Raw genomic sequence first — 24,384 nt, forward strand, 5'->3', positions numbered from 1 at the left:
GCGGGGTGCCCGCTTCCCGTGCGCCGAAACCAGGCCTACGGACCGTTTCGGGCCCGGGCCCGGCCTGCCGTGGGCGGGGATCCACGACGCGCTGCCGTTCGCGACGGGTGACCATCGGGTTTCGCCCCGTTGCCGTCGGGCTACCCGTGGGCAAGTCCGGGCGCTAACGTGGTGGCAGGAGGTGGTGACCGTGCCCGCGTCCCTGCGGGACAACGTTGTCGTCGGCGCGTCCGGCGGCGACGTCGATGCGCTCCGTGCGCCGGCCCGGTCGCTCGCCGACTTCGCCGCCTCGATCCCGGTCACCCCGCACCTGTCACCCGGCCCGGCGATGGCGGATGCGCGGGACGGGCCTGTGCCGTGAGCGCCGTGGCCGGTCACGTGCACCTGGCTCCGCGGTACCGGGCCGGGGCGATGACCGCCGTCGTCACCGGGGTCCTCGACGTCGAGTCGTACCCCGACCTCCGCGACGGGCTGCTCAAGCTGGCCGCGGAAGCGCCGGACGCGCTCATCGCGGACATCGACGGGCTGGCCATCCGCGACCCGGCGCTGGTGACCGTGTTCTCGCTGGTCGCGATGCGGATCGGCGACTGGCCGGGCATCTCGTTCACGGTCGTCACGGGTCATGCCGAGCACCGGACGATGTTCACCGACCGGACGGTCGACAAGTTCGTGCCGGTGCACGGCGACCGCGAGACGGCCGAGCACCAGCTGTCCCGGCCCCGGCGTCGCCGGGCCGCGCAGCTGCTGGCCCGGTCGGCGAACTCGTCGGCCCTCGCCCGCGACTTCGTCCGGCGGGTGTGCGCCGAGTGGGAGGTCCCGGACTTCACCGACGACGCGCTCCTGGTCACGACGGAACTGGTCGAAAACACGATCCGGCACACGGACTCACCCCCGCGGCTGCGGCTGGAACTGCGCAACGGCATGTTCAGCGTGGCGGTGAGCGACGACGACCCGAAGCAGGCGGTCCTGCGCGAGCGGCTCAGCGCCCTCGAACCGGGCCTCGGGCTGCGCATGGTCGCCCAGGTCGCGAAGGTCTGGGGCTGCAACCGGTCGTGGTCCGGCGGCAAGGTCGTGTGGGCGGTGCTGACCAGGCGAACCGCTCCCCTCGGCGGCCACGACGGCGGGTAGGAGCCCGCCACGACATCTCCGGGAGCAATGAGTTCACCGCTTCGGCAGAAGTCGCGTTCGGACTGTCCGAACGCGACCCCGGCCGCTCACGTGCCGCCGAGCGCGCTCCGGTTGCCCGGAACGTGGTCAGTCGGTCAGCAGGTCGACGACCGCTTCCGCCCGGTTCTCCGCCGCGAAGGCGCGCCGCTGGCGGTCGGCGCCGCCGCCCTCGGCGACCAGGCGGGCCGTTCCCTCCCGGGCGAAGTCCAGGTCTCCCGCCGCCTCCAGCGCCGGCGCGATCAGCTCGATCAGGTCGTCGAGCACCACCTTCGCGGGCTCCAGGTCGCCGGTCCGCGGGTGCGGGCAAGGCCCGGTCACCCCTTCCTTCGACGCTCGCCAGAGCTGCCCGCGCAGCACCTCGTTCGACAGCTCCGGCGACGGGACGCGCTCGGCCAGCGCGGTCGCGACAAGACCCCGCGCCAGCACTCCCAGCAGCACCGCCTCGACGGGCGTGGCGGCGACGTCGGCGATGCGGAACTCGAGCGTGGGCTGCTTCTCCGACAGCCGGACGTCCCAGTAGATCATCCCGCGGTCCAGGATCGCCCCCGAGCGCAGCCAGCCGTCGACGACGCTCTCGTACTCGTCGAGCGACGCGAACCGCGGCGGCGGCCCGGCGGAGGGCCAACGGCTCCACTGGTGGTACCGCCAGCTGGCGTAGCCGGTGTCGTAACCGTCGACGATGGCCGAGTTCGCGGTGATCGTCAGCAGCGCCGGCAGCCACGGCCGGACGCTGTCGAGGACGTGGATACCGCTTTCCCGGTCGGGGATCGCGACGTGGACGTGGCAGCCGCAGGTGAGCGAAGTCCACGCGGTGGCACCGAAGTGGTCGGCCATCCGCTGGTAACGCGGGTTCGGCGTGATGCGTGGCGGCTCCACTTCGGACAGTGGTGGCGCGCCGGCGGGCAGCAGCCGGTAGCCGCGCTCCCGGGCCGACCGGCCCAGGTCTTCGCGCAGCCCGGTCAGCCGGCGCAACGCCTCGTCGTGCGTGCTGCAGACGTCGGTGGCGGCTTCGGCCTGCGACCGGTTCAGCTCGTGCTGCACCTCGCCCCGGACGTCCGCGGCGGCTTCCGCGGCGTCGACGACGTCGTCGCCGGCCTGGGAAAGGTGGCCACGCCGGTCGACGACGAAGAACTCCTCTTCGATGCCGAAAGTCAGCACGTCTGGATTCACCGGTGTTCTCCTGGGGGTGGGGGAGCCGGAGGAATACCCGGGCGCGGTGGGGCGCAAACGGCGTTCCCCGGCGGCGAATGGACCTTGTGCAAGACTGGCAGTGGCGTGATCGTGCCGGTTGGGGGTATTCCGGTGGGCATGGAATGGCACGAAGAGCTGCACGAGCGGGCGGACGAGCGGATCGAGCGGCTGGACGACCGGCTGTGGGCGGTCGCCACCGCACTGCACGAGCGGCCGGAACTGTCCTATGCGGAACACGCGGCCGCCGAGCGTCTTACGGCCGAGCTGGCCGCGGACGGCTTCGAGGTCGAGAGCGGCGTCGCGGGCCTGCCGACGTCGTTCGTCGCGCGGGCCGGGAGCGGGCGGCCGTGCGTCGCGCTGCTGCTGGAGTACGACGCGCTGCCCGGACTGGGGCACGCGTGCGGGCACAACCTGATCGCCGCGGCCGGCCTCGGGGCGGCGCTGGCCGCGAAGGAGATCCTCGCGGACAGCCCGGGCTCGCTGCTCGCCGTGGGGTGTCCCGCCGAGGAACGCGGCGGCGGCAAGGTGGCGCTGGCCGAGGCGGGCGTCTTCGACGACGTCGACGCGGCGTTGATGATCCACCCCGGCGTCCACTCGTGGTCCTGGGCCCCGCTGACCGCGCAGGTCGAGCTGAAGGTGACCTTCCACGGCCGCGCCGCCCACCCGACGGGCGACCCGGAGGCCGGTGTCGACGCGCTCGCCGCGCTGATCCAGGCGTTCGGCGCGATCTCGGCCCTGAGCCGGCGGCTGCCCGCGAGCTCCCACGTCCAGGGGATCATCACCCACGGCGGCGAGGCGACGAACATCGTCCCCGACCGCGCCGAAGGCCGCTTCGGGCTCCGCGCGCTCACGACCGGCGCGCTGGACCGCCTGGTCGAAGACGTGACGACGGCCGCGGAGGGCTCGGCGCTGGCCACCGGCGCGAAGGTCGACGTCGAACGCCTCGGGCGCGGCTACGCGCACTTCCGCGACAACCCGGTGCTGTCCGAGCGGTTCACCGAGCACCTGGCGGCGCGCGGGATCCACGCGACGCCGCCGGAGCCGGGGGTGTACCCGGGCTCGTCGGACATCGGCGACCTCAGCGCGCGCGTCCCGGCGATCCACCCGTTCGTGGCGATCACGGCGGAGGAGTACGCGGTGCACACGGAGGAGTTCGCGGCCGCGTCGGTGAGCGCCCGAGGGCGAGCGGCGATGCTGGCCTCGGCGGCGGCGCTGGCCCGCACGGCGATCGACCTGCGGACGCACCCCGCGCTGGTCAGCCGGGCCTGGGACCACTTCCGGGAGATGCGGCGGAACGGGCGCTGAGCGCACGCCCGTCCCGCTCCGGGGTCACGCCACCGACGTGTAGTGCGAGGCGTCCCCTTCCAGGGACTCGCTCGGCCGCCCGTCGATACCGGCGGGGACGTCGCCGGCCACCGTCACCCGGTTGAGGCGGCGGGGGAGGCCGTCGTAGTTGTCGATCGCGTAGTGCTGCGTGATGCGGTTGTCGAACAGCACCAGCTGGTTCGGCTCCCACGCCACGCGCACGATGTTCTCCGGCCGCGTCACGTAGGACTGCAGCAGCCGCAGCAGATCCCGCGACTCGCTCACCGACAGGCCTTCGATCCGCTGCGCGAACCCGCCGATGTACAGCCCGCGCTCGCCGGTCACCGGGTGCACCCGCACCACCGGGTGCACGGTCCGGTACTTGCGCGAGACGAACTGGGCCCGCCGCGCCTGCTCCTTGTCGTCCACGTCCTCCGGCGGCCGGACGTAGTCGTAGTCGTTGGTGTGCACGGCCCGCAGCGTGTCGGCGAACGCCCGCAGCGGCTCCGGCAGGTCCCGGTAGGCCGCGCCCGCGTTCGCGATCAGCGTCTCCCCGCCGTAGGGCGGCACCACGAGGCTGCGCAGCGTGCTGGCCTTCGGCGGGTTGAGCACGAAGGTGACGTCGGTGTGCCAGTGGTTGGCCCGGCCCAGCTCGCTGTCGACCGGCAGGATCGTCGGCGCGCCGTCGGCCGCGGGCACCGTCGGGTGCGCCTTGGTCAGCTCGCCGAAGCGCGCGGCGAACCGCTGCTGGCCCCCGTCGTCGAGCTCGGTGTTCCGGAACACCAGCGCCTTGTGCTCGTGCAGGGCGTCGGCGAGGAACGCCACCTGGGTGGCGTCGAGGTCCCCGGCCGGGTCGAGGCCGATGATCTCGGCGCCGATCCTCCCGGTGATCTTGCGGACGTCGGTGCTGATCGCGGTCATGCGGGCTCCTTGACTCGGTTGCGGTTGACGGGACGCGCGAGGCCGTAGTGCTCGCGCAAGGTGGTGCCGGCGTACTCGGTGCGGAACAGCCCGCGCCGCTGCAGTTCCGGGACGACGAGGTCGACGAAGTCGTCGAGCCCGCCGGGCAGGGTGGGCGGCATGACGTTGAAGCCGTCGGCGGCGCCGCCGGTGAACCAGGCCTCCAGCTCGTCGGCGACCTGGACCGGCGTCCCGGCGAAGACGCGGTGCCCGCGCCCGCCGGCCAGGCGTTCCAGCAGCTGCCGGATGGTCAGGTCTTCGCGCCGGGCCAGGCCGACGACCAGCTCGAACCGGCTCTGGCCGCCTTCGGTGAAGCTGCCGACGTCGGGCAGCGGGCCGTCCAGCGGGTAGCCGGTGACGTCGTGGTCGAGCATCTTCGACAGCTGCCGCAGCCCGTAGTCCGGCGTGATCAGCGCGTTCAGCTCGGCCTCGCGTCGGCGGGCTTCGGCCTCGGTGCGGCCGAGGATCGGCGAGATGCCCGGGAGGATCTTGAGCTCGTCCGGCGTCCGGCCGTACTTCGCGAGCCGGCCCTTGACGTCGTCGTAGAACGCCTTCCCCTCGGCGAAGGTCTGTTGCGCGGTGAAGACGGCTTCGGCGTGGCGGGCCGCGTACTCCTTGCCGGTCTCCGACGAGCCCGCCTGCACGAGCAGCGGATGCCCCTGCGGCGGGCGTTCGATGTTGAGCGGCCCGCGGACCTGGAAGTGCTCGCCGTCGTGCGCGATCGGCCGGATGCGGCCGGTGTCGGCGTAGATCCCGCTGGCCCGGTCGACGACCGCGGCGTCGTCGTCCCAGCTGTCCCACAGCTTCTTGACGACCTCGATGAACTCGTCCGCCCGCTCGTAGCGCGCGGCGTGCGACGGCCGCTTGGCCAGGTTGAAGTTCCGGGCTTCGTCGACGCCCGCCGAGGTGACGATGTTCCAGCCCGCGCGGCCGCCGGAGAGGTGGTCGAGCGAGGCGAACTTGCGCGCCAGGTGGTAGGGCTCGTTGTAGGTCGTCGACGCCGTCGCGATGAGTCCGATGTGGACTGTGCTCGCGGCGAGCGCGGAAAGCAGCGTCAACGGCTCGAAGTGGCTGTGGGAGTTGTGCTTCACGTTGCCCCACAGCGCGACGCCGTCGGCGAGGAACAGCGAGTCGAGCTTGCCGCGTTCGGCCGTGCGGGCGATGTCGGCGTAGTGCCGCAGCGTCCGCGCCCGGTGCGGGTCGGTCGACGGGTGCCGCCACGCGGCTTCGTGGTGGCCGTTCGGCATCACGAACGCGTTGAGGTGCATCATGCCTTCTCCTTGGGACGCCAGGTCGAAAACCGTCGTTCGAGGACGACGAAGCCGGAGTTGACGAGCACTCCGAGCACCGAGACCGCGATGATCCCGGCGTACATCTGCTGGATCTGGAAGTTCACCTGACTGGTGTTGATCAGGTAGCCGAGCCCGGCCTTCGCGCCGACCATCTCGGCGGCCACCAGCACCAGGATCGAGTAGGACGCCGCCATCCGGATGCCGGTGAACACCGTCGGCACGGCCGAGGGCAGGATCACCTTCCGGAACAGCCGCGGGCTGGACAGGCCCAGCGAGCGGGCGGCCTTGATCAGCAGCGGGTCGACGGTGTTGACGCCGGCGATCGTGTTGAGCAGCACCGGCCAGACGCACGCGTACACCACGAGCGTGACCTTCGACAGCTCGCCGATGCCCAGCAGCAGCGTGAACACCGGGAGCAGCGCCAGTGCGGCGGTGTTGCGGGCGAGCTCCAGCAGCGGCTGCAGGAACCGCGCGACCGGCCGGTACCAGCCGATCAGCAGCCCGAGCGGCACCGCGACGGCCACGGCCACGGCGAACCCGGCGGCCGACCGCCCGACGCTGGCCAGCAGGTGGTCGGCGAGCTCACCGTCGAGCGCGAGGTCCCACAGCGCCTGGAGGTCCTCCGAGAGCGGCGGCAGGAACGTCCGCGTGCTCTCGTCGAGGACGAACCTGGGGACGAACTCCCAGAGGAGGACGAAGAGGACGACGGCGGCGGACGCGTGGACCGCGCGGGTGAACTTCTTGCGCCACTTGCGCTCCGGCGGCGCCGCCGGAGCCGGTCCGGTGTGGACGGCCGGGGCTTCCAGGGTGGTGGTCATCCGACGGCGCTCCGTTCGTGTTCGGCCGCCTTGCGGACCTCGTCGTGCAGCAGTTCCCAGAGCCGGTGGCGCTGCCGCCCGAACGCCGGGTCGGACCGGACGTCCCCGGTGCGGTCGCCGAGGTCGATGTCCACGACGGCCTTGAGCCGGCCGGGCTGCGAGGTCAGCACGGCGACCCGCTGGCCGAGGTAGACGGCTTCGTCGATGCCGTGGGTGATGAACACGATCGTCTTGCCGGTGCGGCGCCAGATGCGCAGCAGCTCGTCCTGCAGCTGCTCGCGGGTCTGCGCGTCGAGGGCGGCGAACGGCTCGTCCATCAGCAGCACGGCGGGGTCGTAGGCGAGGCTGCGGGCGATCGCGACCCGTTGCTTCATCCCGCCGGACAGCTCGTGCGGGTAGCGGTCCTCGAACCCGGAAAGCCCGACCAGGTCGAGGTATTCGCGGGCCCGCTCGGCCCGTTGCCGCTTGCCGAGCGGCCCGCCTTCGAGGCCGAACTCGACGTTGGCGCGGGCGGTGCGCCACGGGAACAGCGCGTACTGCTGGAAGACGACGCCGCGGTCGAGCCCGGGGCCGCGCACCGGCTCGCCGTCGATGAGCACCTCGCCGGACGTCGGCGTGGTGAGCCCGCCGAGGAGGTCGAGCAGCGTCGACTTGCCCGAGCCGCTCGGCCCGACGAGGGAGAGGAACGTGCCGTCGGCGACGTCGAGGGAGACGGCGTCGAGGGCGGTGAGCGCGCCGAAGGTCTTGGTCACCGAGCGGATGCTGATCACTTGGTCACCGCCGGCGCGCCGGCGCGGTAGGGGTTGAACTCGTTGGTGTAGAGCTTCGAGGTGTCGATCCGGTCGCCCTTGATGTAGCCCTGCTGCTTGAGCCACGGCTCCCAGAGCGTGTAGTCCTGGTCGCCGATGAGGCCGCCGCGGGTGATGCCGACGCTCTTCCAGTACTTGAGGGTGGCGGTGTTCTCGTTGCGGCCGCGGGTCTGGATGATCTTCGTGAAGCGGGCGATCACCTCGTCGCGCGGCGTGGTGCGCTCCCACTCGATCGCCTTCGCCACGGCGGAGACGAAGATCTTCGTGGTCTCGGGGTACTTCTTGATGAAGTCGGTGCGCAGCACGTACGGGCCGCCGTTGTACGGGCCGAAGGCCTGGACGTCGCTGAAGAGCGAGCGGACGCCGCCGGTCGCGAGAGCGTGGTCCTGCAGGATGCCCTGCAGTGCGACGACGTCGAGCTGGCCGTTGCGCAGGGCCTGCTCGGCGTTGATCGGCGGGATGACGACGAGCTGCACCTGCTTGATCTCGTCGCCGGACAGGCCCTGGCCCTTCAGCCAGGTGTCGAGCGCGGCCTCCAGGTTGGCCCCGGCCGTGTTGACGCCGACCTTCTTGCCGATCAGGTCGCGGGCGGTCCGGATCGGACTGTCCTCTTTGGTGTAGTAGCCGATGAAGGCCTTGTCGTCGGACCCGTAGTAGTTGACGACCGCCTTGATCGGCGCGCCCGCTTCGGCGAGCTTGACGACCGCGCCGGTGAAGGCGCCGCCGAAGTCGGTCTGGTCGGTGGCGGCGGACTGGATGTCCTGCGGGCCGCTGATCGTGTTGCCGACCCACTTCAGCTTGACCGGGCCGAAGTAGCCCAGGTCCTCGGCGAGCTCGGGCAGCGTCACGGAGTTCGCGCTGCCCTGGTAGCGCAGCTCCAGCTTCTCGGGCTGGCCGGGGGCCCCGGTCGCCGTGGCCGACGCACACCCGGCGAGCAGCACCGCGGCGGCGGCCAGGAAGGGCAAGGTTTTCTTCACGGTGGTTCGTCCGTTCCGGGAGTCGGCGGGGATGCCGCAATTGTTCGCGGCCGCCGGCCGGACGGTCAATTTTGCGAGTTCGTGAAATAACTCCGGTGGTTCACGAGGCGTGCGAGAGTGGGGTCGGGAGCGGACCGAGCGGGTCGTCGTAGAGGAGGTCGAGCAGGACCGCGCCGCCGGCGGTGGCCAGCTCCGTGCCCGGGAAGCTCGTTCCCACAACTGTTTCGCCAGGATCAAGGCCGCGCGAGCGGGCGCGGACCTCGTCCCGGATGGCGGGAAGGCACCCGGGTACACCCGCTATGCTCCGGTCGACCACCACGAGCACGGCGGGGTTGAGCACGTCGAGCAGCAAAGCCGCCGCCTGGCCGATGAATCGCGCGCGTTCGTGGAACAACCGCACGGCCGCGGAATCGCCGCGCGTGGCGAGCGCGAGCAATTCCGGGAAATCCGGACGCGTGATCAAACCGCATTCCGCGGCCCGGCGCGCGAGGGTCGCTTCCGAGACGGTGGCTTCGAGGCACCCGGCGCGGCCGCACCGGCACGCTTCGGTGCTGTCGCCGACCGGCAGGTGCGCGACGGCGCCGGCGGCCGAGCGCGGCCCGTGGTGCACGGTGCCGCCGGTGGCGAACGCGGCGTCGACCACGTTGCCGGTGAACAGCTGCACGACGCTGTCCCGCGCCCGCGGGTGCCCGAAGAGCTGTTCGGCGTGCACCAGTGAGCGTGCGTGCCCGTCGACCGCGACGGTGAGCCCGGTCGAGGCGGCGAGCAGGTCGCGCACCGGGACGTCCCGCCAGCCCAGCAGCGGGTGGTCGACGACGGTGCCGGACGCGCGGTCGACCCAGCCGCCGGTGGCGACGCCGAGCCCGAGCGGCTCGCGGTCCGGGGCGTGCCCGAGCAGCAGGTCGTCGAGGATCTCGGCGGCGCGGGCGAGCAGGTCTTCGGCGGCGAGGCCGTCGTGCGGTTCTTCGTGCTGCACCAGGACGTTCCCGCGCAGGTCGAGCAGCGCGACGGTGGCGTGGTGCACGGCGAGGTGCAGCGCGCCCGCGACGTGCCGCCCGGTGTCGAGGTCGACCGGGACGTGCGGCCGTCCGACGCCTCGCTTTTCGGCCTCCGGGAGTTCCCGCAGCAGCCCGCGCCGGAGCAGCTCGGCGGTGTGCCCGGTCACCGCGGCGGCGGACAGCCCGGTCCGCCGCGCGACGGTGCTGCGCGCGATCGGGCCGTCGTCGAGGATCGCCCGCAGGACGGCGCTCGCACTGGCACTCCGCCGGGCGCCGCGCGCGTCCGTCCTCTGTGGACCGTCGACCGGGGAGGCCATGGCCCGATCGTGGCAGACGGCGGCGCGGGAGCCCAGCGTGCCCAGGATGTGGGTGTTGACGCATACCCATATGGGCATATGATGCTCCCGTGGCACGAGCAGCGACAACGGCCGACACCTTCAACGCCGTCGCCGAACCCCGGCGGCGGCAGATCCTCGACGTCCTGATGCGCGGCGAGCGGTCCGTCGGCGACCTCGTCGACGCGCTCGGCCTCGCCCAGCCGCAGGTGTCGAAGCACTTGCGCGTCCTGCGGGAGGTTGGTGCGGTGGACGTGCGCGGCGACGGCCGCCAGCGGCTCTACCGGCTCAACGGCCCCGCGCTCAAACCCATCCACGACTGGGTCAAGCGCTACGAACGGACGTGGGCGGAACGCTTCGAGCTGCTGGACGACGTCCTCGAAGAACTCAAGGAACAGGAGCACTGACGTGGAGATCACGACGCCGGCCGACGACCGGATCCTCATCACGCGCGAGTTCGACGCGCCTCGCCACCTCGTCTACCGCGCGTGGACCACGCCGGAGCTGGTGAAGCGCTGGTGGGCCGGGCGGCGCGGGACGACGACGAAGGTGGAGATGGACCTGCGGCCCGGCGGCCGCTGGCGGTTCGTGCTGGAGACGAACGACGGCGCCGAGGTCGGCTTCCACGGCGAGTACCGGGAGGTCGTGCCGGACGAGAAGGTCGTCTACACCGAGGTCTTCGAGCTGCCGGGCGTGGACCTCGACTCGGTGGACGGGCCGCTCAACACCGCCACCTTCACCGCCCTCGGGGACCGGACGCGCCTCGAGCTGCTGACCGAAACGGGCAGTAAGGAACTGCGGGACATGATCCTCGAGTCCGGCATGGAGGTCGGCGTGCGGGAGCAGATGGTCATCATCGAGGAGCTGGCGAACTCCCTGCGCTAGCCCGCAGGAACCGTTCGCCCGTCTTGGCGAGCTCGGCCGCCAGCTCCGGCGCGTCGAGGACCTCGAAGTCCACTTCGAGGAGCCCGAGGTACAGCGAGAGCATCGCCGCGTTGTCCGAGCCGACCTCGGTGACGCAGCGGTCCGGCCCCTCGGGCGTCACCTCGACCGCGAGCGGCAGCCGGGCGCAGACGTACTCCGCGGGCGCGTGCAGCCGGACCTTCGCGTGGTAGCGCCAGGTCGCCGCGCCCACGCTGCGCTGGACGAACTGCGCGACGTCCCCCTCCGGCGGCTCGCGCGGGGTGAAGTGGGGCCCGTTGGGCACTTTCGGCGTGATCCGGTCGACGCGGAAGGTGCGCCAGTCGTCGCGCGCGGTGTCCCACGCGACGAGGTACCAGCGCCGGTTCAGGCTGACCAGCCGGTGCGGCTCGACGTCGCGGCGGCTGGGGGTGCGGTCGTGACTGGTGTAGTCGAACCGCAGCCGTTCGTTCGCCCGGATCGCCGCCGCGATCGCCGTCAGGACGTCGGCGTCGACGGCCGGGCCGGTGCCCGGAACCGAGACCGTCGCGGCCTGCAGTGCGTGCACCCGGTGCCGCAGCCGCGACGGCAGCACCTGCTCCAGCTTCGCGAGCGCGCGCACCGACGTCTCGCCGATCCCGGCGACGCCGGTGGCCGTCCGCAGCCCGACCGCGACGGCCACCGCTTCGTCGTCGTCGAGCAGCAGCGGCGGCAGCTGCGCGCCGGCGCCGAGCCGGTAGCCGCCCTGGACGCCGGGGGAGGCCTCGACCGGGTAGCCGAGGTCGCGCAGCTTGCCGACGTCGCTGCGGACGGTGCGCGCGGTGACGCCCAGCCGGTCGGCCAGGTCGGCGCCGGTCCAGTCGCGCCGCGTCTCGAGCAGTGACAGCAGCCGGAGGAGGCGGGCGGAGGTCTGCAGCATTTCCCGAGGATCGCACGGATCGCGGAAGGAAGTCTTCCGCGATGGCTCCTAGCGTGCTGCTCATGACGAACCCATTCCGCATCGACATCCCGCAGTCCGACCTCGACGACCTGCACCGGCGCCTCACCGAGGCCCGGTTCGCCGACCCCGTGCCCGGCGACGAGCCGGACTGGTCCCGCGGCATGCCCACCGACGCCGTCCGAGAGCTGGCCGAGTACTGGCGCGACGGCTTCGACTGGCGCGCCCAGGAAGCCGCGATGAACGCGTTCCCGCAGTTCACGACCGTGATCGACGGCCAGCCGATCCACTACCTGCACGTCCGCTCGGCCGACCCGGACGCGGTCCCGTTGCTGCTGACCCACGGCTATCCGAGCACCTTCGCGGAGTTCCTGGACGTCATCGGGCCGCTGACCGAGCCGGGCCCGGACGCGTTCCACGTCGTCGTCCCGTCCCTGCCGGGGTTCGGGTTCTCGACGCCGCTGAGCGGATCCGGCTGGGAGCTCGCCCGCACGACGGGGGCGTTCGCCGAGCTGATGACGCGGCTCGGCTACGACCGTTTCGCCGCCCAGGGCGGCGACATCGGCGCGGGCGTCACGGGACGGCTGGCGGCGCTGTACCCGAACCGCGTGCTCGGCACGCATGTGAACAGCGACCGCGGCACGATCGCACTGGCCGGCGAGCAGCTTCCCCTGCCGGACGGCCTGACGGAGGCCGAACAGTCCGAACTGGACGCGGCCCGCGAGGCGTGGAAGGCCGGCCGCGGCTACCTCGACCTGCAGTCGCACAAACCGGAGACGATCGCGGCGGCGCTCACGGATTCGCCGGTGGGGCAGCTGGCTTGGATCGCCGAGAAGTTCCAGGCGTGGACGAACCGGGGCATTTCCCGTGACCGTCTCCTGACGACGGTCAGCCTGTACTGGTTCACCCGCAGCGGTGCGACGGCGGCCCGGTTCCTGTACGAGGCGGCGCATTCCGGCCACGGGTGGCTGGCGCCGTCCGCGGTGCCGGCGGGCTGGGCGGTGTTCGACACGTCGCCGGTGGTGCGGCGGATCATGGACCCGGACGAGAAGATCGAGCACTGGTCGGAGTTCGCGGAGGGCGGCCACTTCCCGGCGATGGAGGAGCCGGAGTTGCTGGTGGCCGATGTTCGAGCGTTCTTCCGCAAGCTGCGGCAGGCCTGAGGTCGTGAGTGAGAAACAGTGTTAGAACACTGTTTCTCACTCACGACCTCAGGCCGAGCGCGCCGAACCCGCGCGCCGAGAGCCGGGCGTGGCAGCTCTTGATCCGAACGGCCACCGCGGACGGGGGCGGTGGGCCAGAATCGGCGGCGTGCAGTTCGCGATCCTCGGGCCGGTCGAAGCCCGCCGTCCTGATGGGACCTCCGTCGCCCTCGGTGGGCCTCAGCTGCGGGGGCTGCTGGCCCTGCTCGCGCTCGATTCCGGGCGCGTCATCAGCGCCGAACGGCTCATCGACGGCCTGCACGGCGAGCGCCCGCCCGATGGTGCCGCCGAAGCGCTTCAGTCGCAGGTCTCGCGGCTGCGGCGGCGGCTGCGGGACGGTGGCGCGCCGGACGGTCTCGTCGAGTTCACCCCCGCCGGGTACCGGCTGGCCGTCGACCCTCAGGACGTCGACGTCCACCGCTTCGAACGGCTCACCGCCGAGGCGCGCGCGACGCCTGACCCGGTCGTGAAGTCGGCGCTGCTGACCGAAGCACTCTCGCTGTGGCGGGGACCCGCGCTCGACGGCCTCGCGGATCCGCCGCGCGCGGCCCGGCTCGCCGAGCTGCGCCTCGCCGCGATCGAGGACCGCGTCGAAGCCGAGCTCGTGCTGGGGCACCACGAGCGGCTCGTCGCGGAGCTGCGTGAGCTCACCGGCGAGCACCCGCTGCGCGAACGGCTGGCCGCCCAGCTCGTACGCGCGCTGCACGGTGGCGGCCGCTCCGCCGAAGCACTGACCGTCTTCGCCGAGATCCGCGAACGGCTCGCCGACGAGCTGGGGGCCGACCCGTCGCCGGAGCTGGCCGACGCGCACGTCGCCGTCCTGCGGGCCGCCGCGCCGGCTTCGGCTCGGCGGGTTCCGGTGCCGCTCACCGGGTTCGTCGGCCGGCAGGAACTCGACCGGCTCACCGCCGCCCTCGGGGACGCCCGGCTCGTCACGCTCACCGGGCCCGGCGGTGCGGGCAAGACCCGGCTCGCCATCGAAGCGGCGACCGGTGACGCCTGTTTCGTCGAGCTGGCGACGACGACCGACGTGCCGCGGGCCGTCCTCGCCGCGCTCGGGCTGCGTGAGCAGGGCGTGCTGGCGCCGGGCGCCGTCGAAGAGCCGGCCGCCCGCTTGGCCGCCGCGCTCGCCGACCGGCCGGCGCTGCTGGTGCTCGACAACTGCGAACACGTCGTCGCCGAGGCCGCGCGGCTGGTCCGGCTGCTGCTCGGCGCGTGCCCCGGCCTGCGCGTGCTCGCCACCAGCCGCGAACCCCTCGGCCTGACCGGCGAGACGCTCGTGCCGGTCGGCCCGCTGCCCGCGGACGCCGCCGCGAAGCTGTTCACCGACCGGGCCGCGGCCGTGGCGCCGGGCAGCGTGCCCGATCCGGGGGCGGTGAGCCGGATCTGCGCGGCCCTCGACGGCCTCCCGCTGGCGATCGAGCTGGCCGCCGCCCGCCTGCGGTCGCTGTCGGCCGACGACGTCGCCGCCCGGATCGGCGACCGTTTCCGGCTGCTGTCGCGCGGCGACCGGACCGCCGAGCCGCGGCACCGGACGCTGCGCGGCGTCGTCGAGTGGAGCTGGGACCTCCTCGATCCGGACGAGCGTCGGCTCGCGGGCCGGTTCGCGGTGTTCGCCGGCGGCGCGCGGCTCGACGCGATTGAACACGTCTGCGGTGATCCCGACGCCGACACTATGCTCACCGGCCTGGTCGACAAGTCCTTCGTGGAGTTCGCGGGCGGCCGCTACCGGATGCTGGAGACGATCCGGGCGTTCTGCGCCGAGCACGGCGACGACCGGCGAGCCGAGCACGCGCGGTACTTCCTCGACTTCGCCCGCGCGGCCGAGCCGAAGCTGCGCGGCGCGGACCAGCTGTCCACTTTGGACGAACTGACCGCCGAGCACGCCGAGTTGCTCGCCGCGCTGCGCTGGAGCGCGACCGAGGAACCGGCCACCGCGGTGCGGCTCATCGCGGCCCTGACCTGGTACTGGTGGCTGTGCGGCCGGCGCAGCGAAGCGACGCCGTTCGCGGACGCCGTCGTCGCGGCCTTCGGGGCCGAGCCGCCGCCGGGACTGGCCGAGGAGTACGTCGTCTGCCTGATCCAGGCGTCGGACACCGGCGTCGGGATCGAGCCGATCGTGCAGGGGCTCGACCGGCCGCTGCGGTACCCGTACCTCTTCCTGCTGTGGGCGTTTTCGCCGCACACCAAGGTGCGCGACGGCGAGCGGCTGGCCGCGCTCGTCGGCGACGACGCGTGGTCGCGGGCGTTCACGCGGATCGGCGACGGGCTCGGCGCGCAGTACCGCGGCCGGATCGCGGAGGCCGAGACGCACTTTTCGGCGTCACTGGACGGATTCCGCGCGCTCGGCGACCGCTGGGGCGAGGCCAGCGCGCTGGAGAAGCTCGCGGAGTTCGCGGACTGGCGCGGCGACCACGCGCGGTTCCGGGAGCTGATGGACGAGTCCGTGCGGCTGGCCGGCGAGCTCGGCGCCGTCGAGGACGCCGCCGACCTGCTCTGCCGCCGGGCCGACGGCGTGCTGCGCGCCGGCGACGCCGAGACCGCCCGGGCCGACTACGAAGCCGCCGCCGAAAAGGCGCGCGCGGCCGGCACGCCGTCGACGCTCGCGCGGGCTCGCGGCGGCCTGGGTGAGATCGCGCGGCGCGCGGGCGACCTGACCGCGGCCCGGCGTTGGTACACCGCGGCCGTCGGCCTCGCCGTCGACCCGGTCACCGGCGGCGAGACGCGGATCCGGCTCCACACGGGCTTCGGCTGGACGGCCACCGCCGAGGGGCACCTCGACGAGGCGACCGACCTGCACCAGGAGGCGCTGGCCACGGCCCTCGAGCACGCGAACCTGCCGGGCGCGGCCCAGGCGGTCGAAGGCCTGGCGGGCGTCCTCGCCGCGCGGGCCGAGGACGAGCGGGCCGCGTTCCTGCTCGGCGTCGCCGTCGGGCTGCGCGGCGCGCCGGTCACCGGGGACGCGGATGTGGCCGCGGTGACTGACCGAGTGCGGGGGCGGATCGGTGCCGATGCCTACGCGCAAGCCTTCGATCGCGGCCGCGAAATGCCCCCTGACCAGGCGTTGAGCGAGTTCGGTTCGCGGCGGTTCGTGCTCGGTTCGTGAGTGGTCAGCGGCCGCGCCCAGAGTTCGGGGCATGACGAAGAGCATCCTGATCTCCGGCGCCAGCGTCGCCGGCCCCGCCCTCGCTTTCTGGCTGAACCACTACGGCTTCCAGGCCACCGTCGTCGAGCGGGCGCCGAGCCTGCGCGAAGGCGGCTACAAGGTCGACATCCGCGGTGTCGCCGTCGACGTCGTCCGCCGGATGGGCCTGCTGGAGGAGGTGCACGCGGCGAGCACCGACATGCGCGGCGCCGCGTTCGTGAACAAGCGCGGCAAGGAGCTCGCGACGCTGGACGCCGACACGTTCGGCTTCCGCCACGGTGACGACACCGAGATCCTGCGCGGCGACCTCGCGAAGATCCTCTACACCGCGACCCGGGACGACACCGAGTACGTCTTCGGCGACTGGATCACCGGCCTCGACGAGCGCCCGGACGGCGTCCACGTGACGTTCGCGCACGGCGCCCCGCGCCGGTTCGACCTGGTCGTCGGCGCCGACGGCCTGCACTCGGGCGTCCGCGCGCTGGCGTTCGGCCCGGAGGAGGACTTCCTGCGCCGGTTCGACGCGTACATCTCGATTTCGACCGTGCCGAACACCCAGCAGCTGGACCGCTGGGAGCTGCTGCACTCGGCGGCCGGGGGCAAGATGGTGAACGTCTACAGCACGGCCCGCGCGGACGACGCGAAGGCCGCGTTCTGGTTCACCGCCCCGCCGCTGACCTACGACCGCCGGGACGTCGACGGCCAGAAGGACCTCGTCGCGGACCAGTTCGCGGGCCTGGGCTGGGAGATCCCGGAGCTGCTCGAGGCGATGCGCGACGCGGACGACTTCTACTTCGACCCGGTGTGCCAGATCGTCATGGACCACCTGTCGGCCGGCCGGGTGACCCTGCTCGGCGACGCGGGCTACTGCGCCTCGCCGGCGTCCGGCCAGGGCACGAGCCTGGCCCTGGTCGGCGCGTACGTCCTGGCCGGGGAACTGGCCGCCGCGGACGACACCGCGGTCGCGCTTTCCCGCTACGAGGAGGAAATGCGGCCGTACATCGAGAAGAACCAGGCGCTGGCGAAGACGGCGCTGCGCGGGATCATCCCGCAGTCGCGGGCGTTCGCGTGGTTCAACACCCGGATGATCAAGCTGATGCCGTACCTGCCGGGCCGCAACCGCGTCCTGGAGCAGATGTCCCGCCCGATCCGCGAAGCGGCGAACGCCTTGGTGCTGAAGGACTACGCGGGTGCGTACTCGCGGTGACCACGGGGCCGCACCGGCCCTAGCTCGCCGCGCGGACCTTGGCCGCCACCTCGGCCAGCTCTTCGCGGTCGCGGATCCGCCAGTCCGCGGCCAGGACGAAGCCGTCGCCGGCGTGGCGGGGGATCACGTGCAGGTGGACGTGGGGGATCTCCTGGCCCGCCGCCGTGCCGTCGGCCAGGAACAGGTTGATCCCCTCGCAGCGCAGGTCCGTGCGCCGCAGCGCCGCGGCGAGTTCGTGCGCGATCCCGAACATCCGGGCGCCCGCCTCGGCCGGCAGCGCGGCCAGGTCCTCGTGGTGCGCGCGGGGGAGCACCAGCAGGTGGCCGGTCGTCACCGGGCGCAGGTCGACGATGCCGACGAAGTCCGCGTCCTCGTGGACGAACGCCGCCGGGGCGCGGCCGGCGGCGAGGGCGCAGAAGACGCACTCGCCGTCGGGTGTGGTCGCGGGCAGGTGCGGTGGCATGGCGCCGACCGTAGCCGGATGGTCACGCCGGTGTCAGGTGCTTTCCCGCCCACTCCGCGAACGACGTCAGCGGAATACCCAGCGCCCGGGCGAACTCGGGCTGCGCGGGGTGGCCGATCTCGTTCTGCCACTCGTGCCGGACGGCGAACGCCGGTGCTCCGGCGGCCAGCGCTTCCTCGGCCGTCAGGTCCGGTGCCGTCAGCTCGGTGCCGAGAGCGTGGGACAGGACTTCGGCGACCCGCGTCATGGTCATCCGCTCGCTCGCCAGCTCCAGTTCGACGCCGTGGAAGCGCGCCGGGTCCGCGAACGCCGCCGCGGCCGCCGCGCCGATGTCGTCCACCGAGACCAGGGCCAGTTCCGTGCCGGGCTTGATGGTCGTCACCAGCCGGCCGTGGGGGAGCAGGAACGACGGCGGCAGGAAGTTCTCCATGAAGAACCCCGGTTTGAGCAGCGTCCAGTGCGCGAACCCGGCGTCGCGCACGCGGTCCTGGATCGCCGTCTTCGTCTCCAGGTAGTGCTCCATCGACGCCCAGCGGCCGTCCGCCCAGCCGGGCGCGGACCGGTGCTGCCCGGCGCCGGAGACCGAGGTGTGCACGAACTGCGGCACGCCGGCGTCGCGAGCGGCGTCGATGAGGTTGCGGCCCTGGACCCACTCGGAGTCGCCGTCGAGGTTCGTCATGTCGGGCATCTGGACGGAGAACACGCCTCGCACCCCTTTCAGGGCGGGGGCGAGCGAGTCGGAGTCGTAGAGGTCGCCTTGCACGATTTCGGCACCTGACGTGCGGAGGGCCTGTGCCTTCCCGGGATCCCGGACCAGCGCGCGGACGGGGACGCCGGCCTTCAGGAGGGCGCGGGCGGTGGCGCCGCCTTGCTTGCCGGTGGCGCCGGTGACCAGGACGGGGGACATGGGGACTCCTCGGGGCCGATAAATGGCGAGGCCCGCCACTTCGTGGTCGCTACACTAGCGACTAAGTGGCGGTCCCCGCCACTTCCTGTTCCGGAGGTGGTCCGTGCCGCGGTCCGACGCCCGTCGCAACTACGCGCGCATCCTCGCCGTCGCCGAGGAGGAGGTCGCCGCGCACGGCGCCGACGCGTCCCTGGAGCAGATCGCCCGCACCGCCGGCGTCGGCTCGGCGACCGTGCGCCGCCACTTCCCGAGCCGGCCGGCGCTGCTCGAAGCGGTGTTCCGGCAGCAGGTCGACGCGCTGGCCGAGCGGGCCCGCGCGCTGGCGGAAGCCCCGGCCCCGCGCGCGGCACTGCTCGACTGGCTGAGTGCTTTGACGACCTACGCGGCGACGGCCCGCGGCCTGGCGACGGCCTTGGTCCGCGACGAGGAGTCGATGGCCCACGCGTGCTCGACGACGATGACCGAAGCGGGCGAGCCGTTGGTGCGCCGGGCGATCGAGGCGGGCGCGGTCAGTGCGGACGTCACGGCGGCGGACCTGATCGCGGTGGTGACGGGGATCGTGCTGGCGACCGAGCACCACCGCGACCCGGCGGGCGAGGCGCGGCGGCTGCTGGAGCTGGCGGTGCGGGGGATCAGCCCGGCCCGCTGAGCCGGCCCCGGCCCTGGTCGCCGCGGGCCGCGGCCGGTTTCCGCCGAGGGCAACGGAAACGCTGCCGGCGTTCCGGCAGGACGAGTGGCAGCTGATCGCGGGCGTGCGGGCCGGGCCGCCCTCGCGAGTCAGCCCGAGGCCGTCAGCCAGTGGTGCAGTGCCCACCACGACCGCACCGCGTCGAGCACCCGGCCGCCCGCGTTCTCCGCCAGCGGCAACGGCGTCAGCTCCGCCAGCCGGTCCAGCCGGTACCGGACCGTGTTCGGGTGCAGGTGCAGCGCCTCCGCCGTCGGGCGCAGGCGCTGGCCGTGGTCCAGGTACGCCAGCGCCGTCGCCGCCAGTTCGCGGTGGAACGGGTTCGCCGGGTCCAGCGAGCCGAGCAGACCAGTCGTCAGCAGACCCGCCAGCAGCGGCTGGGCCGTCAAGGCGATCTCGCCCGCCAGCGCCGTCAAGTCGTGGTAGCCGGGGCCGGCGAGGCGCGCCGCCGCCGTGCACAGCCGGTGCACCTCCGGCACCTCCGGCAACGCCGCCGGCGGCGCCACGACCAGCAGGACGTCGTCGGCCAGCGCGACCCCGGACGGCGACCGCACGGCCAGGCCGGTCAGCCTGCCCTCGACCAGGCCGTACACCCCGCCGAACTCCAGCAGTGCCTGCTCCAGGGTCCGCGCCTGGGCCGGGTCGCTGACGTCCGACACCACGCAGAAGTACCGGACGTCCGGGTGCAGCCCCGCCCGTCGCAGCTCGTCGGGTGCCGGTGGGTGCCCGGAGAGCAGCACGGTCCGCAGCAGCTGGGTCCGCGCGTCGCGCACCGTGCGGGACAGCTGGAGCTCGGCCGCGTGGTAGCCCTTGACGATGTGGTGCTCCAGCGCCCCTGTGTAGCGGTCGGCGTCGAGGACGGTTTCGAGGATGAGGTCGTCCGGCACGCCCGCCGCCCGGGCGCGTTCGACGGCGACGCGGGCCGCGTGCGTGCGGCCGGCCTGGACCCCGCGCAGCAGCTCGGTGAGCGGGACACCCTGCGCCGCGCGGTCCGCGCCGAGCGCCTCGGCGGTGGTGTAGTCCTCTCGCGCGGGGCCGTCGGGACTCGCCGTCGCCCGCAGCGCGGCCGAGAGCAGGACCTGGATGTGCCGCCGGTTCTCGGCCTCCGGCAGCCGCGCGACCTCGGGCGACTCGCTGCGCGCCGCTTTGACCAGCTCGTCGAGCACGGCCTCGTCCGCGGCCAGGTCGTCGAGGATCCGGCGGAGCAGCGGCGTCACCGGGCACCTCCCGAAACCGTTGTGGCACCGCCACAACCGGCACCGCCGACGTTGGGCGGCCGACCCTACCGGACGGGCTCCGGTGCCCGGTTATCGTGGCAATACCGGACAGTAACCCCTGCCCGGGGCAAAAACCACCGCCGCACCTCTTCAGCGTCGAAAGGTGTCTTGTCGTGCGCACTTCCCCGGGAACCCGCCGACGGCGGTCCTACCTCTCGCGCCTGGCGTACCTGACCTCCGCCGTCGCCCTGCTGGCGACCGGCGCGGCGGTGCCCGCGACCGGCGCCCCCGCGGCGCTGCGGGAGGTGATGTTCGTCGGCAACAACTGGGAGGGGACGGCCGACGTCATCCAGTCCCGCGGCTCGTTCGCGAAGATCGGGCGGATCAACATCATCCCGGACAAGGACGACCGGCTGCGGGAGATCTACCTGAACCCGATCAAGCTGGCGTTCTTCCTCGGCATCCGCAACGGGCCGGGGGAGGGGCACGACCAGTTCGTCGACGACATGTACACGACCCCGGACGGGGCGTCGGTGGTGGCGTCGCGGCCCAGCTTCGCCGACGTCGTCTCGATCAGCCTCGCCACCGGCCGGATCAACTGGCGCTTCCCGGTTTCCGGCTTCCGCGCCGACCACATGGCGGTCTCGCCGGACGGCCGTCGCGTCGCCGTCTCGGCCTCGACGTCGAACACCGTGCACGTGCTGGACATCGTGACCGGGCAGCAGGCCGGCTCGTTCGCCACCGGCGACAAGCCGCACGAGAACGTCTTCACCGGCGGCGGCCGGTACCTCTGGAACATGTCGATCGGCAACGTCGACACGAACCTCGACGACCCCGGCTGGGACTTCACCAAGGGGGACCGGCGCATCACGGTCGTCGACGCCACGACCTTCCAGCAGGTCAGGGTGATCGACATGCGCGACCGGCTCGACGCCTTCGGGCGCCGGGACCTCTCGGACGCCGTGCGGCCGGTCGCGTTCACCCCCGACGAGTCCAAACTGTACTTCCAGGTTTCGTTCTATAACGGCTTCCTGGAGTACGACGTCGCGACCGACAAGATCACCCGGCTCAAGGAGCTGCCGAAGAACCCGGCCACGAGCGACGACCGCACCACGTTCGTCAACGACTCCCGGCACCACGGTATGTCGATGAACCCGGCGGGCACCAAGCTCTGCGTCGCCGGGACGATGGACGACTACGCCACGGTCGTCGACCGCGCCACCCTGCAGCAGGGCACGCTGGTGCCGGCGGTGAAACCGTATTGGGCCACGGTGAGCGGCGACGGCAGCGCGTGCGTCATCTCCGAAGCCGGCGCGGACCGGGTCACGGCGATCGACTTCGCGACCGGGCAGAAGCTGGTCTCGGTGGCGGTGGGTGACCACCCGCAGCGGGTCCGCATCGGCCACGTCCCCGAGGGCTGGACCGGCCCAGCCGCCTGAACCGTCAGGAGAAGTCGTAGGCAATCGTCAGCCAGTCGCGGACCTCGTCATCCACATCGGACACTTCGCGCAGCTTCAGCTGGTGTCCCACCCGGAGCCCCGACGCCCAGCGCGCCGGGGCGATCCGGGCCGTCTCGATCGGGCGGGGCAGGAACAGGTACACCAGGACGTCCTTCGACCGCGGCCGCAGCTCGCCCAGCTTCCGGTCCCGCTTGAGGAACACCCCGACCTTGACGGCGTCCTCGTGGACGTCGCCGAGGGTCCGCAGGTGCTCGATGACCGCGTCGTAGATCGCGCGGAACTTCGGGTCGCGGCCGGCGAACGTCTCGTCGACCGTGCAGCCCGGGACGCACGTGTGGCCCTGGCCGGCGCGCGCGAACTCGCGGTCGCAGCGCGGGCACGTCCAGCGGGTCGGCATGCCGTCCAGGATGGCACTCACAGCGGGGCCGGGCCGAGCGACGGGACGGTCGCGGCCGCGGTCACCAGCCGCCGGGCGGCGGTGGCCGCGGCCTTGCGCTGCCCCGCCGGCAGCCGGTCCAGCAGCGCGCCCAGCGCCGCGTGCCGCCGGTCGAGGATCCGCGCCACCAGGTCGTGGCCGGTCTCGGTCACCTCCAGGGTCACCACGCTCCGGTTGCGCGGGTCGCGGCCGCGGGCCACGTAGCCGAGGGCCTCCAGCCGGTCGGCCAGCCGCGTCACCGACGACGCGTTGACGTCCATCGCCGCGGCCAGGCGCGAGCTCGGTACCCGGCCGAGGCGGTCGAGGATGAGCAGCAGGCGCGTCTGGGGGAACGTGACCTCCGGTGGCGCCGCGTGCGCGCACTCCCACGCGATCCCGACCAGGACGAGGGTGAGGCCGTCCAGGGCGACCACGTCCGGGTCGGCGCCCGGGGCCGCGTCTTCGAGGGTTTGCATGAAGCAATACTTGCCAACCGCAAGAGCATCGGTCAAGATGGGTGACCCCGGCACTCGCCCGGGACGTCCGGCCGGCTCGGCCGCCTTTCTCGTGCCTCCACTGTGGACTTTTGAAAACCCTTGGTGCGCAAGAAAAATACTTCGAATCGTCTTGAACTCCTCCGTGACGGGAGCCGTAGTACCCCGTACAGGCACTTGTCGCCAAAGGAGGAACGATGCCGGATCACCGTGGCATGACGGCCAAGGCCAGGGCTCGGACCGTGCTGGTCGTCGTGGCCACTCTCGCCGTGGTCGCCGTGGGCTCGGTCATGGTGCTGAAAGCGAGCGCCCAGACCGCTCCCGGGTCGACGCAGGCGCAGGTCCCGGCGTACGGGCAGGGCATGGCGGGCATGCAGATGGGCTCGGCCGCCCAGGCCGGTCTCGGGGAAAACCCGGTCGGGGCCGGGCCGGTCACCGAGCTCGACAAGACGTTCCTGGTCAAGGTGCGTCAGGCCGGGCTGTGGGAGATGCCGGCGGGCGACCTCGCGCAGAGTCATGCGAGCAGCGACGCCGTGAAGCGCGCCGGGCTGCACCTGCTGGACGGGCACTCACACCTGGACCAGCTCGTCCGCGAGGACGCGAAGATGCTCGGCGTGACGTTGCCCGACCAGGCCAGCGCCGAACAGCAGGGCTGGGTCCGCCAGCTGACGGCCGCGCAGGGCCTCGAGTTCGACAAGCTGTTCGTGAACCTGCTGCGAGCCTCGCACGGCAAGATCTTCGCGACGATCGCGGAGGTCCGCGCGGGCACGCAGAACGACGTCATCCGCCGGCACGCGACGCAGGCGAACCAGACGGTCCTCGACCACATGAACGTCCTGGAGGACACCGGTCTGGTCGACCCGCAGACGATCGCCGACGTCGCGAAGGCGGTCAACCCGCCGAAGTGACCCCTGCCAGGTAACGCTGCACCGTCGGGCCGACCTCGGCGACGACCTCCGCCGGGGTCAGCTCGACCACCGGGGGCAGGCGCAGGACGTAACGCGTCAGCGCCAGCCCGAGCAGCTGGCTCACCACCAGCCCCGCGCGGCGCGGGGCGTCGGCCGGGTCACCGAACCGCAGGACCGCGGGGGTGACCTGGCCGGCGAACACCTGCCGCATCTTCTCGACCACCGCGTCGTCCGCGACCGCCGAACGCAGCAGCGTCAGCAGGATCTCGTCCGTCGGCGGCCGCTCCCACAGCACCAGGAACTGGCGGGTGAGCAGCTCGCCGACGGTGCCGGGGTCGGCCGTGGCCAGGTCCGGCAGGTCCAGCTCGACGTCCACCGCCGCCGCGAACAGGCCGTCCTTGCTGCCGTAGTAGCGCATCACCATCGACGGGTCGATGTCCGCGTCGGCGGCGATCGAGCGGATCGTCGCGCGGCGGAAGCCGTCGGCGGCGAACCGGCGGCGTGCCGCCTCCAGGATGGTCGCCCGGGTGGCGTCGGATCGGCGGGGTGACTCGGTCATACCAACAAGTGTAGGCCAACACTTGTTGACAAG

Annotated in this window: 25 protein-coding genes; 11 read left to right on the forward strand and 14 right to left on the reverse strand. The window is 72.7% G+C overall.

What is annotated here, in order from left to right:
* Nucleotides 1-190: 190 nt before the first annotated feature.
* Together ACZ7OU_RS29635 and ACZ7OU_RS29640 are read left to right on the forward strand one after the other, a co-directional pair.
* Nucleotides 191-361 carry a hypothetical protein gene (locus ACZ7OU_RS29635; RefSeq protein WP_470257721.1) on the forward strand — a complete coding sequence of 57 codons (171 nt, stop codon included), beginning with the start codon at nucleotides 191-193 and terminating at the stop codon, nucleotides 359-361.
* Nucleotides 358-1,128 (forward strand): ATP-binding protein, encoded by a 771-nt coding sequence (locus ACZ7OU_RS29640; protein ID WP_470257722.1) that lies wholly within the window; start codon nucleotides 358-360, stop codon nucleotides 1,126-1,128. Before ACZ7OU_RS29635 ends, ACZ7OU_RS29640 begins: the two co-directional genes overlap by 4 nt.
* A 126-nt stretch (nucleotides 1,129-1,254) precedes the next feature.
* On the opposite strand, the gene ACZ7OU_RS29645 is transcribed toward ACZ7OU_RS29640, so the two are convergent.
* Nucleotides 1,255-2,337 (reverse strand): carboxylate-amine ligase, encoded by a 1,083-nt coding sequence (locus ACZ7OU_RS29645; protein WP_470243717.1) that lies wholly within the window; start codon nucleotides 2,335-2,337, stop codon nucleotides 1,255-1,257.
* 138 nt (nucleotides 2,338-2,475) lie between these two features.
* Between ACZ7OU_RS29645 and ACZ7OU_RS29650 the strand changes: the two genes are divergently transcribed.
* Entirely contained in the window at nucleotides 2,476-3,663 is a 1,188-nt protein-coding gene (locus tag ACZ7OU_RS29650; RefSeq protein WP_470257723.1) for an amidohydrolase, read from the forward strand.
* A gap of 24 nt (nucleotides 3,664-3,687) precedes the next feature.
* Here ACZ7OU_RS29650 and ACZ7OU_RS29655 read toward each other — a convergent pair whose 3' ends face one another.
* From ACZ7OU_RS29655 to ACZ7OU_RS29680, 6 genes are all read right to left on the reverse strand, one after another.
* Nucleotides 3,688-4,584, reverse strand: a complete 897-nt coding sequence (locus ACZ7OU_RS29655; protein WP_470257724.1) for a TauD/TfdA dioxygenase family protein — start codon at nucleotides 4,582-4,584, stop codon at nucleotides 3,688-3,690.
* Nucleotides 4,581-5,894: an LLM class flavin-dependent oxidoreductase gene (locus tag ACZ7OU_RS29660; protein ID WP_470257725.1), complete on the reverse strand. Its 1,314-nt coding sequence runs from the start codon at nucleotides 5,892-5,894 to the stop codon at nucleotides 4,581-4,583. Before ACZ7OU_RS29660 ends, ACZ7OU_RS29655 begins: the two co-directional genes overlap by 4 nt.
* A complete protein-coding gene (locus ACZ7OU_RS29665) occupies nucleotides 5,891-6,733 on the reverse strand; it encodes an ABC transporter permease (RefSeq protein ID WP_470257726.1) in 843 nt (280 codons plus the stop codon). Before ACZ7OU_RS29665 ends, ACZ7OU_RS29660 begins: the two co-directional genes overlap by 4 nt.
* Nucleotides 6,730-7,503, reverse strand: a complete 774-nt coding sequence (locus tag ACZ7OU_RS29670; protein ID WP_470257727.1) for an ABC transporter ATP-binding protein — start codon at nucleotides 7,501-7,503, stop codon at nucleotides 6,730-6,732. The genes ACZ7OU_RS29665 and ACZ7OU_RS29670 overlap by 4 nt, the downstream gene beginning before the upstream one ends.
* Entirely contained in the window at nucleotides 7,500-8,519 is a 1,020-nt protein-coding gene (locus ACZ7OU_RS29675) for an ABC transporter substrate-binding protein (protein WP_470257728.1), read from the reverse strand. The genes ACZ7OU_RS29670 and ACZ7OU_RS29675 overlap by 4 nt, the downstream gene beginning before the upstream one ends.
* 100 nt (nucleotides 8,520-8,619) lie before the next feature.
* Nucleotides 8,620-9,834, reverse strand: coding sequence for an ROK family protein (locus tag ACZ7OU_RS29680; RefSeq protein WP_470259008.1), 1,215 nt, complete (start codon nucleotides 9,832-9,834; stop codon nucleotides 8,620-8,622).
* An 89-nt stretch (nucleotides 9,835-9,923) separates the two neighbouring features.
* Here ACZ7OU_RS29680 and ACZ7OU_RS29685 point away from each other — a divergent pair, with 89 nt between their 5' ends.
* Both ACZ7OU_RS29685 and ACZ7OU_RS29690 read left to right on the forward strand, forming a co-directional pair.
* Nucleotides 9,924-10,259 (forward strand): ArsR/SmtB family transcription factor, encoded by a 336-nt coding sequence (locus ACZ7OU_RS29685; RefSeq protein ID WP_470257729.1) that lies wholly within the window; start codon nucleotides 9,924-9,926, stop codon nucleotides 10,257-10,259.
* 1 nt (nucleotide 10,260) lies between these two features.
* Nucleotides 10,261-10,737, forward strand: coding sequence for an SRPBCC family protein (locus ACZ7OU_RS29690; RefSeq protein WP_470243725.1), 477 nt, complete (start codon nucleotides 10,261-10,263; stop codon nucleotides 10,735-10,737).
* Here the strand turns inward: ACZ7OU_RS29690 and ACZ7OU_RS29695 are convergent.
* Nucleotides 10,706-11,671 carry a helix-turn-helix transcriptional regulator gene (locus ACZ7OU_RS29695; RefSeq protein ID WP_470257730.1) on the reverse strand — a complete coding sequence of 322 codons (966 nt, stop codon included), beginning with the start codon at nucleotides 11,669-11,671 and terminating at the stop codon, nucleotides 10,706-10,708. The two genes, ACZ7OU_RS29690 and ACZ7OU_RS29695, sit on opposite strands and share 32 nt — an antisense overlap.
* Nucleotides 11,672-11,724: 53 nt before the next feature.
* On the opposite strand from ACZ7OU_RS29695, the gene ACZ7OU_RS29700 reads away from it, so the two are divergent.
* From ACZ7OU_RS29700 to ACZ7OU_RS29710, 3 genes are all read left to right on the forward strand, one after another.
* Nucleotides 11,725-12,852 carry an epoxide hydrolase family protein gene (locus ACZ7OU_RS29700; protein WP_470259009.1) on the forward strand — a complete coding sequence of 376 codons (1,128 nt, stop codon included), beginning with the start codon at nucleotides 11,725-11,727 and terminating at the stop codon, nucleotides 12,850-12,852.
* Nucleotides 12,853-13,000: 148 nt separating this feature from the next.
* Complete coding sequence (locus ACZ7OU_RS29705; RefSeq protein WP_470257731.1) at nucleotides 13,001-15,997, forward strand: ATP-binding protein; 2,997 nt, start codon at nucleotides 13,001-13,003, stop codon at nucleotides 15,995-15,997.
* Between the two features lie 31 nt (nucleotides 15,998-16,028).
* The gene (locus tag ACZ7OU_RS29710; RefSeq protein WP_470257732.1) at nucleotides 16,029-17,243 is read left to right on the forward strand and encodes an FAD-dependent monooxygenase; all 1,215 of its coding nucleotides are present in this window, start codon (nucleotides 16,029-16,031) and stop codon (nucleotides 17,241-17,243) included.
* Between the two features lie 19 nt (nucleotides 17,244-17,262).
* On the opposite strand, the gene ACZ7OU_RS29715 is transcribed toward ACZ7OU_RS29710, so the two are convergent.
* Together ACZ7OU_RS29715 and ACZ7OU_RS29720 are read right to left on the reverse strand one after the other, a co-directional pair.
* Nucleotides 17,263-17,706, reverse strand: coding sequence for an HIT family protein (locus ACZ7OU_RS29715; protein WP_470257733.1), 444 nt, complete (start codon nucleotides 17,704-17,706; stop codon nucleotides 17,263-17,265).
* Nucleotides 17,707-17,728: 22 nt separating this feature from the next.
* On the reverse strand, nucleotides 17,729-18,613 hold the full coding sequence (locus ACZ7OU_RS29720) for an NmrA/HSCARG family protein (RefSeq protein ID WP_470257734.1): 885 nt from the start codon (nucleotides 18,611-18,613) through the stop codon (nucleotides 17,729-17,731).
* 103 nt (nucleotides 18,614-18,716) lie between these two features.
* Here ACZ7OU_RS29720 and ACZ7OU_RS29725 point away from each other — a divergent pair, with 103 nt between their 5' ends.
* Nucleotides 18,717-19,262 (forward strand): TetR/AcrR family transcriptional regulator, encoded by a 546-nt coding sequence (locus tag ACZ7OU_RS29725; RefSeq protein WP_470257735.1) that lies wholly within the window; start codon nucleotides 18,717-18,719, stop codon nucleotides 19,260-19,262.
* A 128-nt stretch (nucleotides 19,263-19,390) separates the two neighbouring features.
* Here the strand turns inward: ACZ7OU_RS29725 and ACZ7OU_RS29730 are convergent, their stop codons facing one another.
* The gene (locus tag ACZ7OU_RS29730; protein ID WP_470257736.1) at nucleotides 19,391-20,515 is read right to left on the reverse strand and encodes a helix-turn-helix domain-containing protein; all 1,125 of its coding nucleotides are present in this window, start codon (nucleotides 20,513-20,515) and stop codon (nucleotides 19,391-19,393) included.
* Nucleotides 20,516-20,688: 173 nt separating this feature from the next.
* Between ACZ7OU_RS29730 and ACZ7OU_RS29735 the strand changes: the two genes are divergently transcribed.
* Complete coding sequence (locus ACZ7OU_RS29735; RefSeq protein WP_470257737.1) at nucleotides 20,689-21,954, forward strand: YncE family protein; 1,266 nt, start codon at nucleotides 20,689-20,691, stop codon at nucleotides 21,952-21,954.
* A gap of 4 nt (nucleotides 21,955-21,958) precedes the next feature.
* On the opposite strand, the gene ACZ7OU_RS29740 is transcribed toward ACZ7OU_RS29735, so the two are convergent.
* Together ACZ7OU_RS29740 and ACZ7OU_RS29745 are read right to left on the reverse strand one after the other, a co-directional pair.
* The gene (locus tag ACZ7OU_RS29740) at nucleotides 21,959-22,372 is read right to left on the reverse strand and encodes a DUF5655 domain-containing protein (RefSeq protein ID WP_470257738.1); all 414 of its coding nucleotides are present in this window, start codon (nucleotides 22,370-22,372) and stop codon (nucleotides 21,959-21,961) included.
* 17 nt (nucleotides 22,373-22,389) lie between these two features.
* Complete coding sequence (locus ACZ7OU_RS29745) at nucleotides 22,390-22,866, reverse strand: MarR family transcriptional regulator (RefSeq protein WP_470243736.1); 477 nt, start codon at nucleotides 22,864-22,866, stop codon at nucleotides 22,390-22,392.
* 215 nt (nucleotides 22,867-23,081) lie between these two features.
* Here ACZ7OU_RS29745 and ACZ7OU_RS29750 point away from each other — a divergent pair, with 215 nt between their 5' ends.
* On the forward strand, nucleotides 23,082-23,792 hold the full coding sequence (locus tag ACZ7OU_RS29750; RefSeq protein WP_470257739.1) for a DUF4142 domain-containing protein: 711 nt from the start codon (nucleotides 23,082-23,084) through the stop codon (nucleotides 23,790-23,792).
* Here ACZ7OU_RS29750 and ACZ7OU_RS29755 read toward each other — a convergent pair.
* Nucleotides 23,776-24,351, reverse strand: coding sequence for a TetR/AcrR family transcriptional regulator (locus ACZ7OU_RS29755; RefSeq protein ID WP_470257740.1), 576 nt, complete (start codon nucleotides 24,349-24,351; stop codon nucleotides 23,776-23,778). The genes ACZ7OU_RS29750 and ACZ7OU_RS29755 overlap by 17 nt on opposite strands.
* Between the last annotated feature and the right edge of the window lie 33 nt (nucleotides 24,352-24,384).

Source organism: Amycolatopsis sp. NPDC114505, from assembly GCF_055633615.1.

Excerpts from the sequence above, each read along its gene's own strand:
- ACZ7OU_RS29745 (WP_470243736.1), bottom strand. The coding sequence starts at position 22,866 with ATGCAAACCCTCGAAGACGCGGCCCCGGGCGCCGACCCGGACGTGGTC.
- ACZ7OU_RS29680 (WP_470259008.1), bottom strand. The coding sequence starts at position 9,834 with ATGGCCTCCCCGGTCGACGGTCCACAGAGGACGGACGCGCGCGGCGCC.
- ACZ7OU_RS29750 (WP_470257739.1), top strand. The coding sequence starts at position 23,082 with ATGCCGGATCACCGTGGCATGACGGCCAAGGCCAGGGCTCGGACCGTG.
- ACZ7OU_RS29660 (WP_470257725.1), bottom strand. The coding sequence starts at position 5,894 with ATGATGCACCTCAACGCGTTCGTGATGCCGAACGGCCACCACGAAGCC.
- ACZ7OU_RS29720 (WP_470257734.1), bottom strand. The coding sequence starts at position 18,613 with ATGTCCCCCGTCCTGGTCACCGGCGCCACCGGCAAGCAAGGCGGCGCC.
- ACZ7OU_RS29755 (WP_470257740.1), bottom strand. The coding sequence starts at position 24,351 with ATGACCGAGTCACCCCGCCGATCCGACGCCACCCGGGCGACCATCCTG.
- ACZ7OU_RS29655 (WP_470257724.1), bottom strand. The coding sequence starts at position 4,584 with ATGACCGCGATCAGCACCGACGTCCGCAAGATCACCGGGAGGATCGGC.
- ACZ7OU_RS29665 (WP_470257726.1), bottom strand. The coding sequence starts at position 6,733 with ATGACCACCACCCTGGAAGCCCCGGCCGTCCACACCGGACCGGCTCCG.
- ACZ7OU_RS29715 (WP_470257733.1), bottom strand. The coding sequence starts at position 17,706 with ATGCCACCGCACCTGCCCGCGACCACACCCGACGGCGAGTGCGTCTTC.
- ACZ7OU_RS29740 (WP_470257738.1), bottom strand. The coding sequence starts at position 22,372 with ATGCCGACCCGCTGGACGTGCCCGCGCTGCGACCGCGAGTTCGCGCGC.
- ACZ7OU_RS29650 (WP_470257723.1), top strand. The coding sequence starts at position 2,476 with ATGGAATGGCACGAAGAGCTGCACGAGCGGGCGGACGAGCGGATCGAG.
- ACZ7OU_RS29695 (WP_470257730.1), bottom strand. The coding sequence starts at position 11,671 with ATGCTGCAGACCTCCGCCCGCCTCCTCCGGCTGCTGTCACTGCTCGAG.
- ACZ7OU_RS29710 (WP_470257732.1), top strand. The coding sequence starts at position 16,029 with ATGACGAAGAGCATCCTGATCTCCGGCGCCAGCGTCGCCGGCCCCGCC.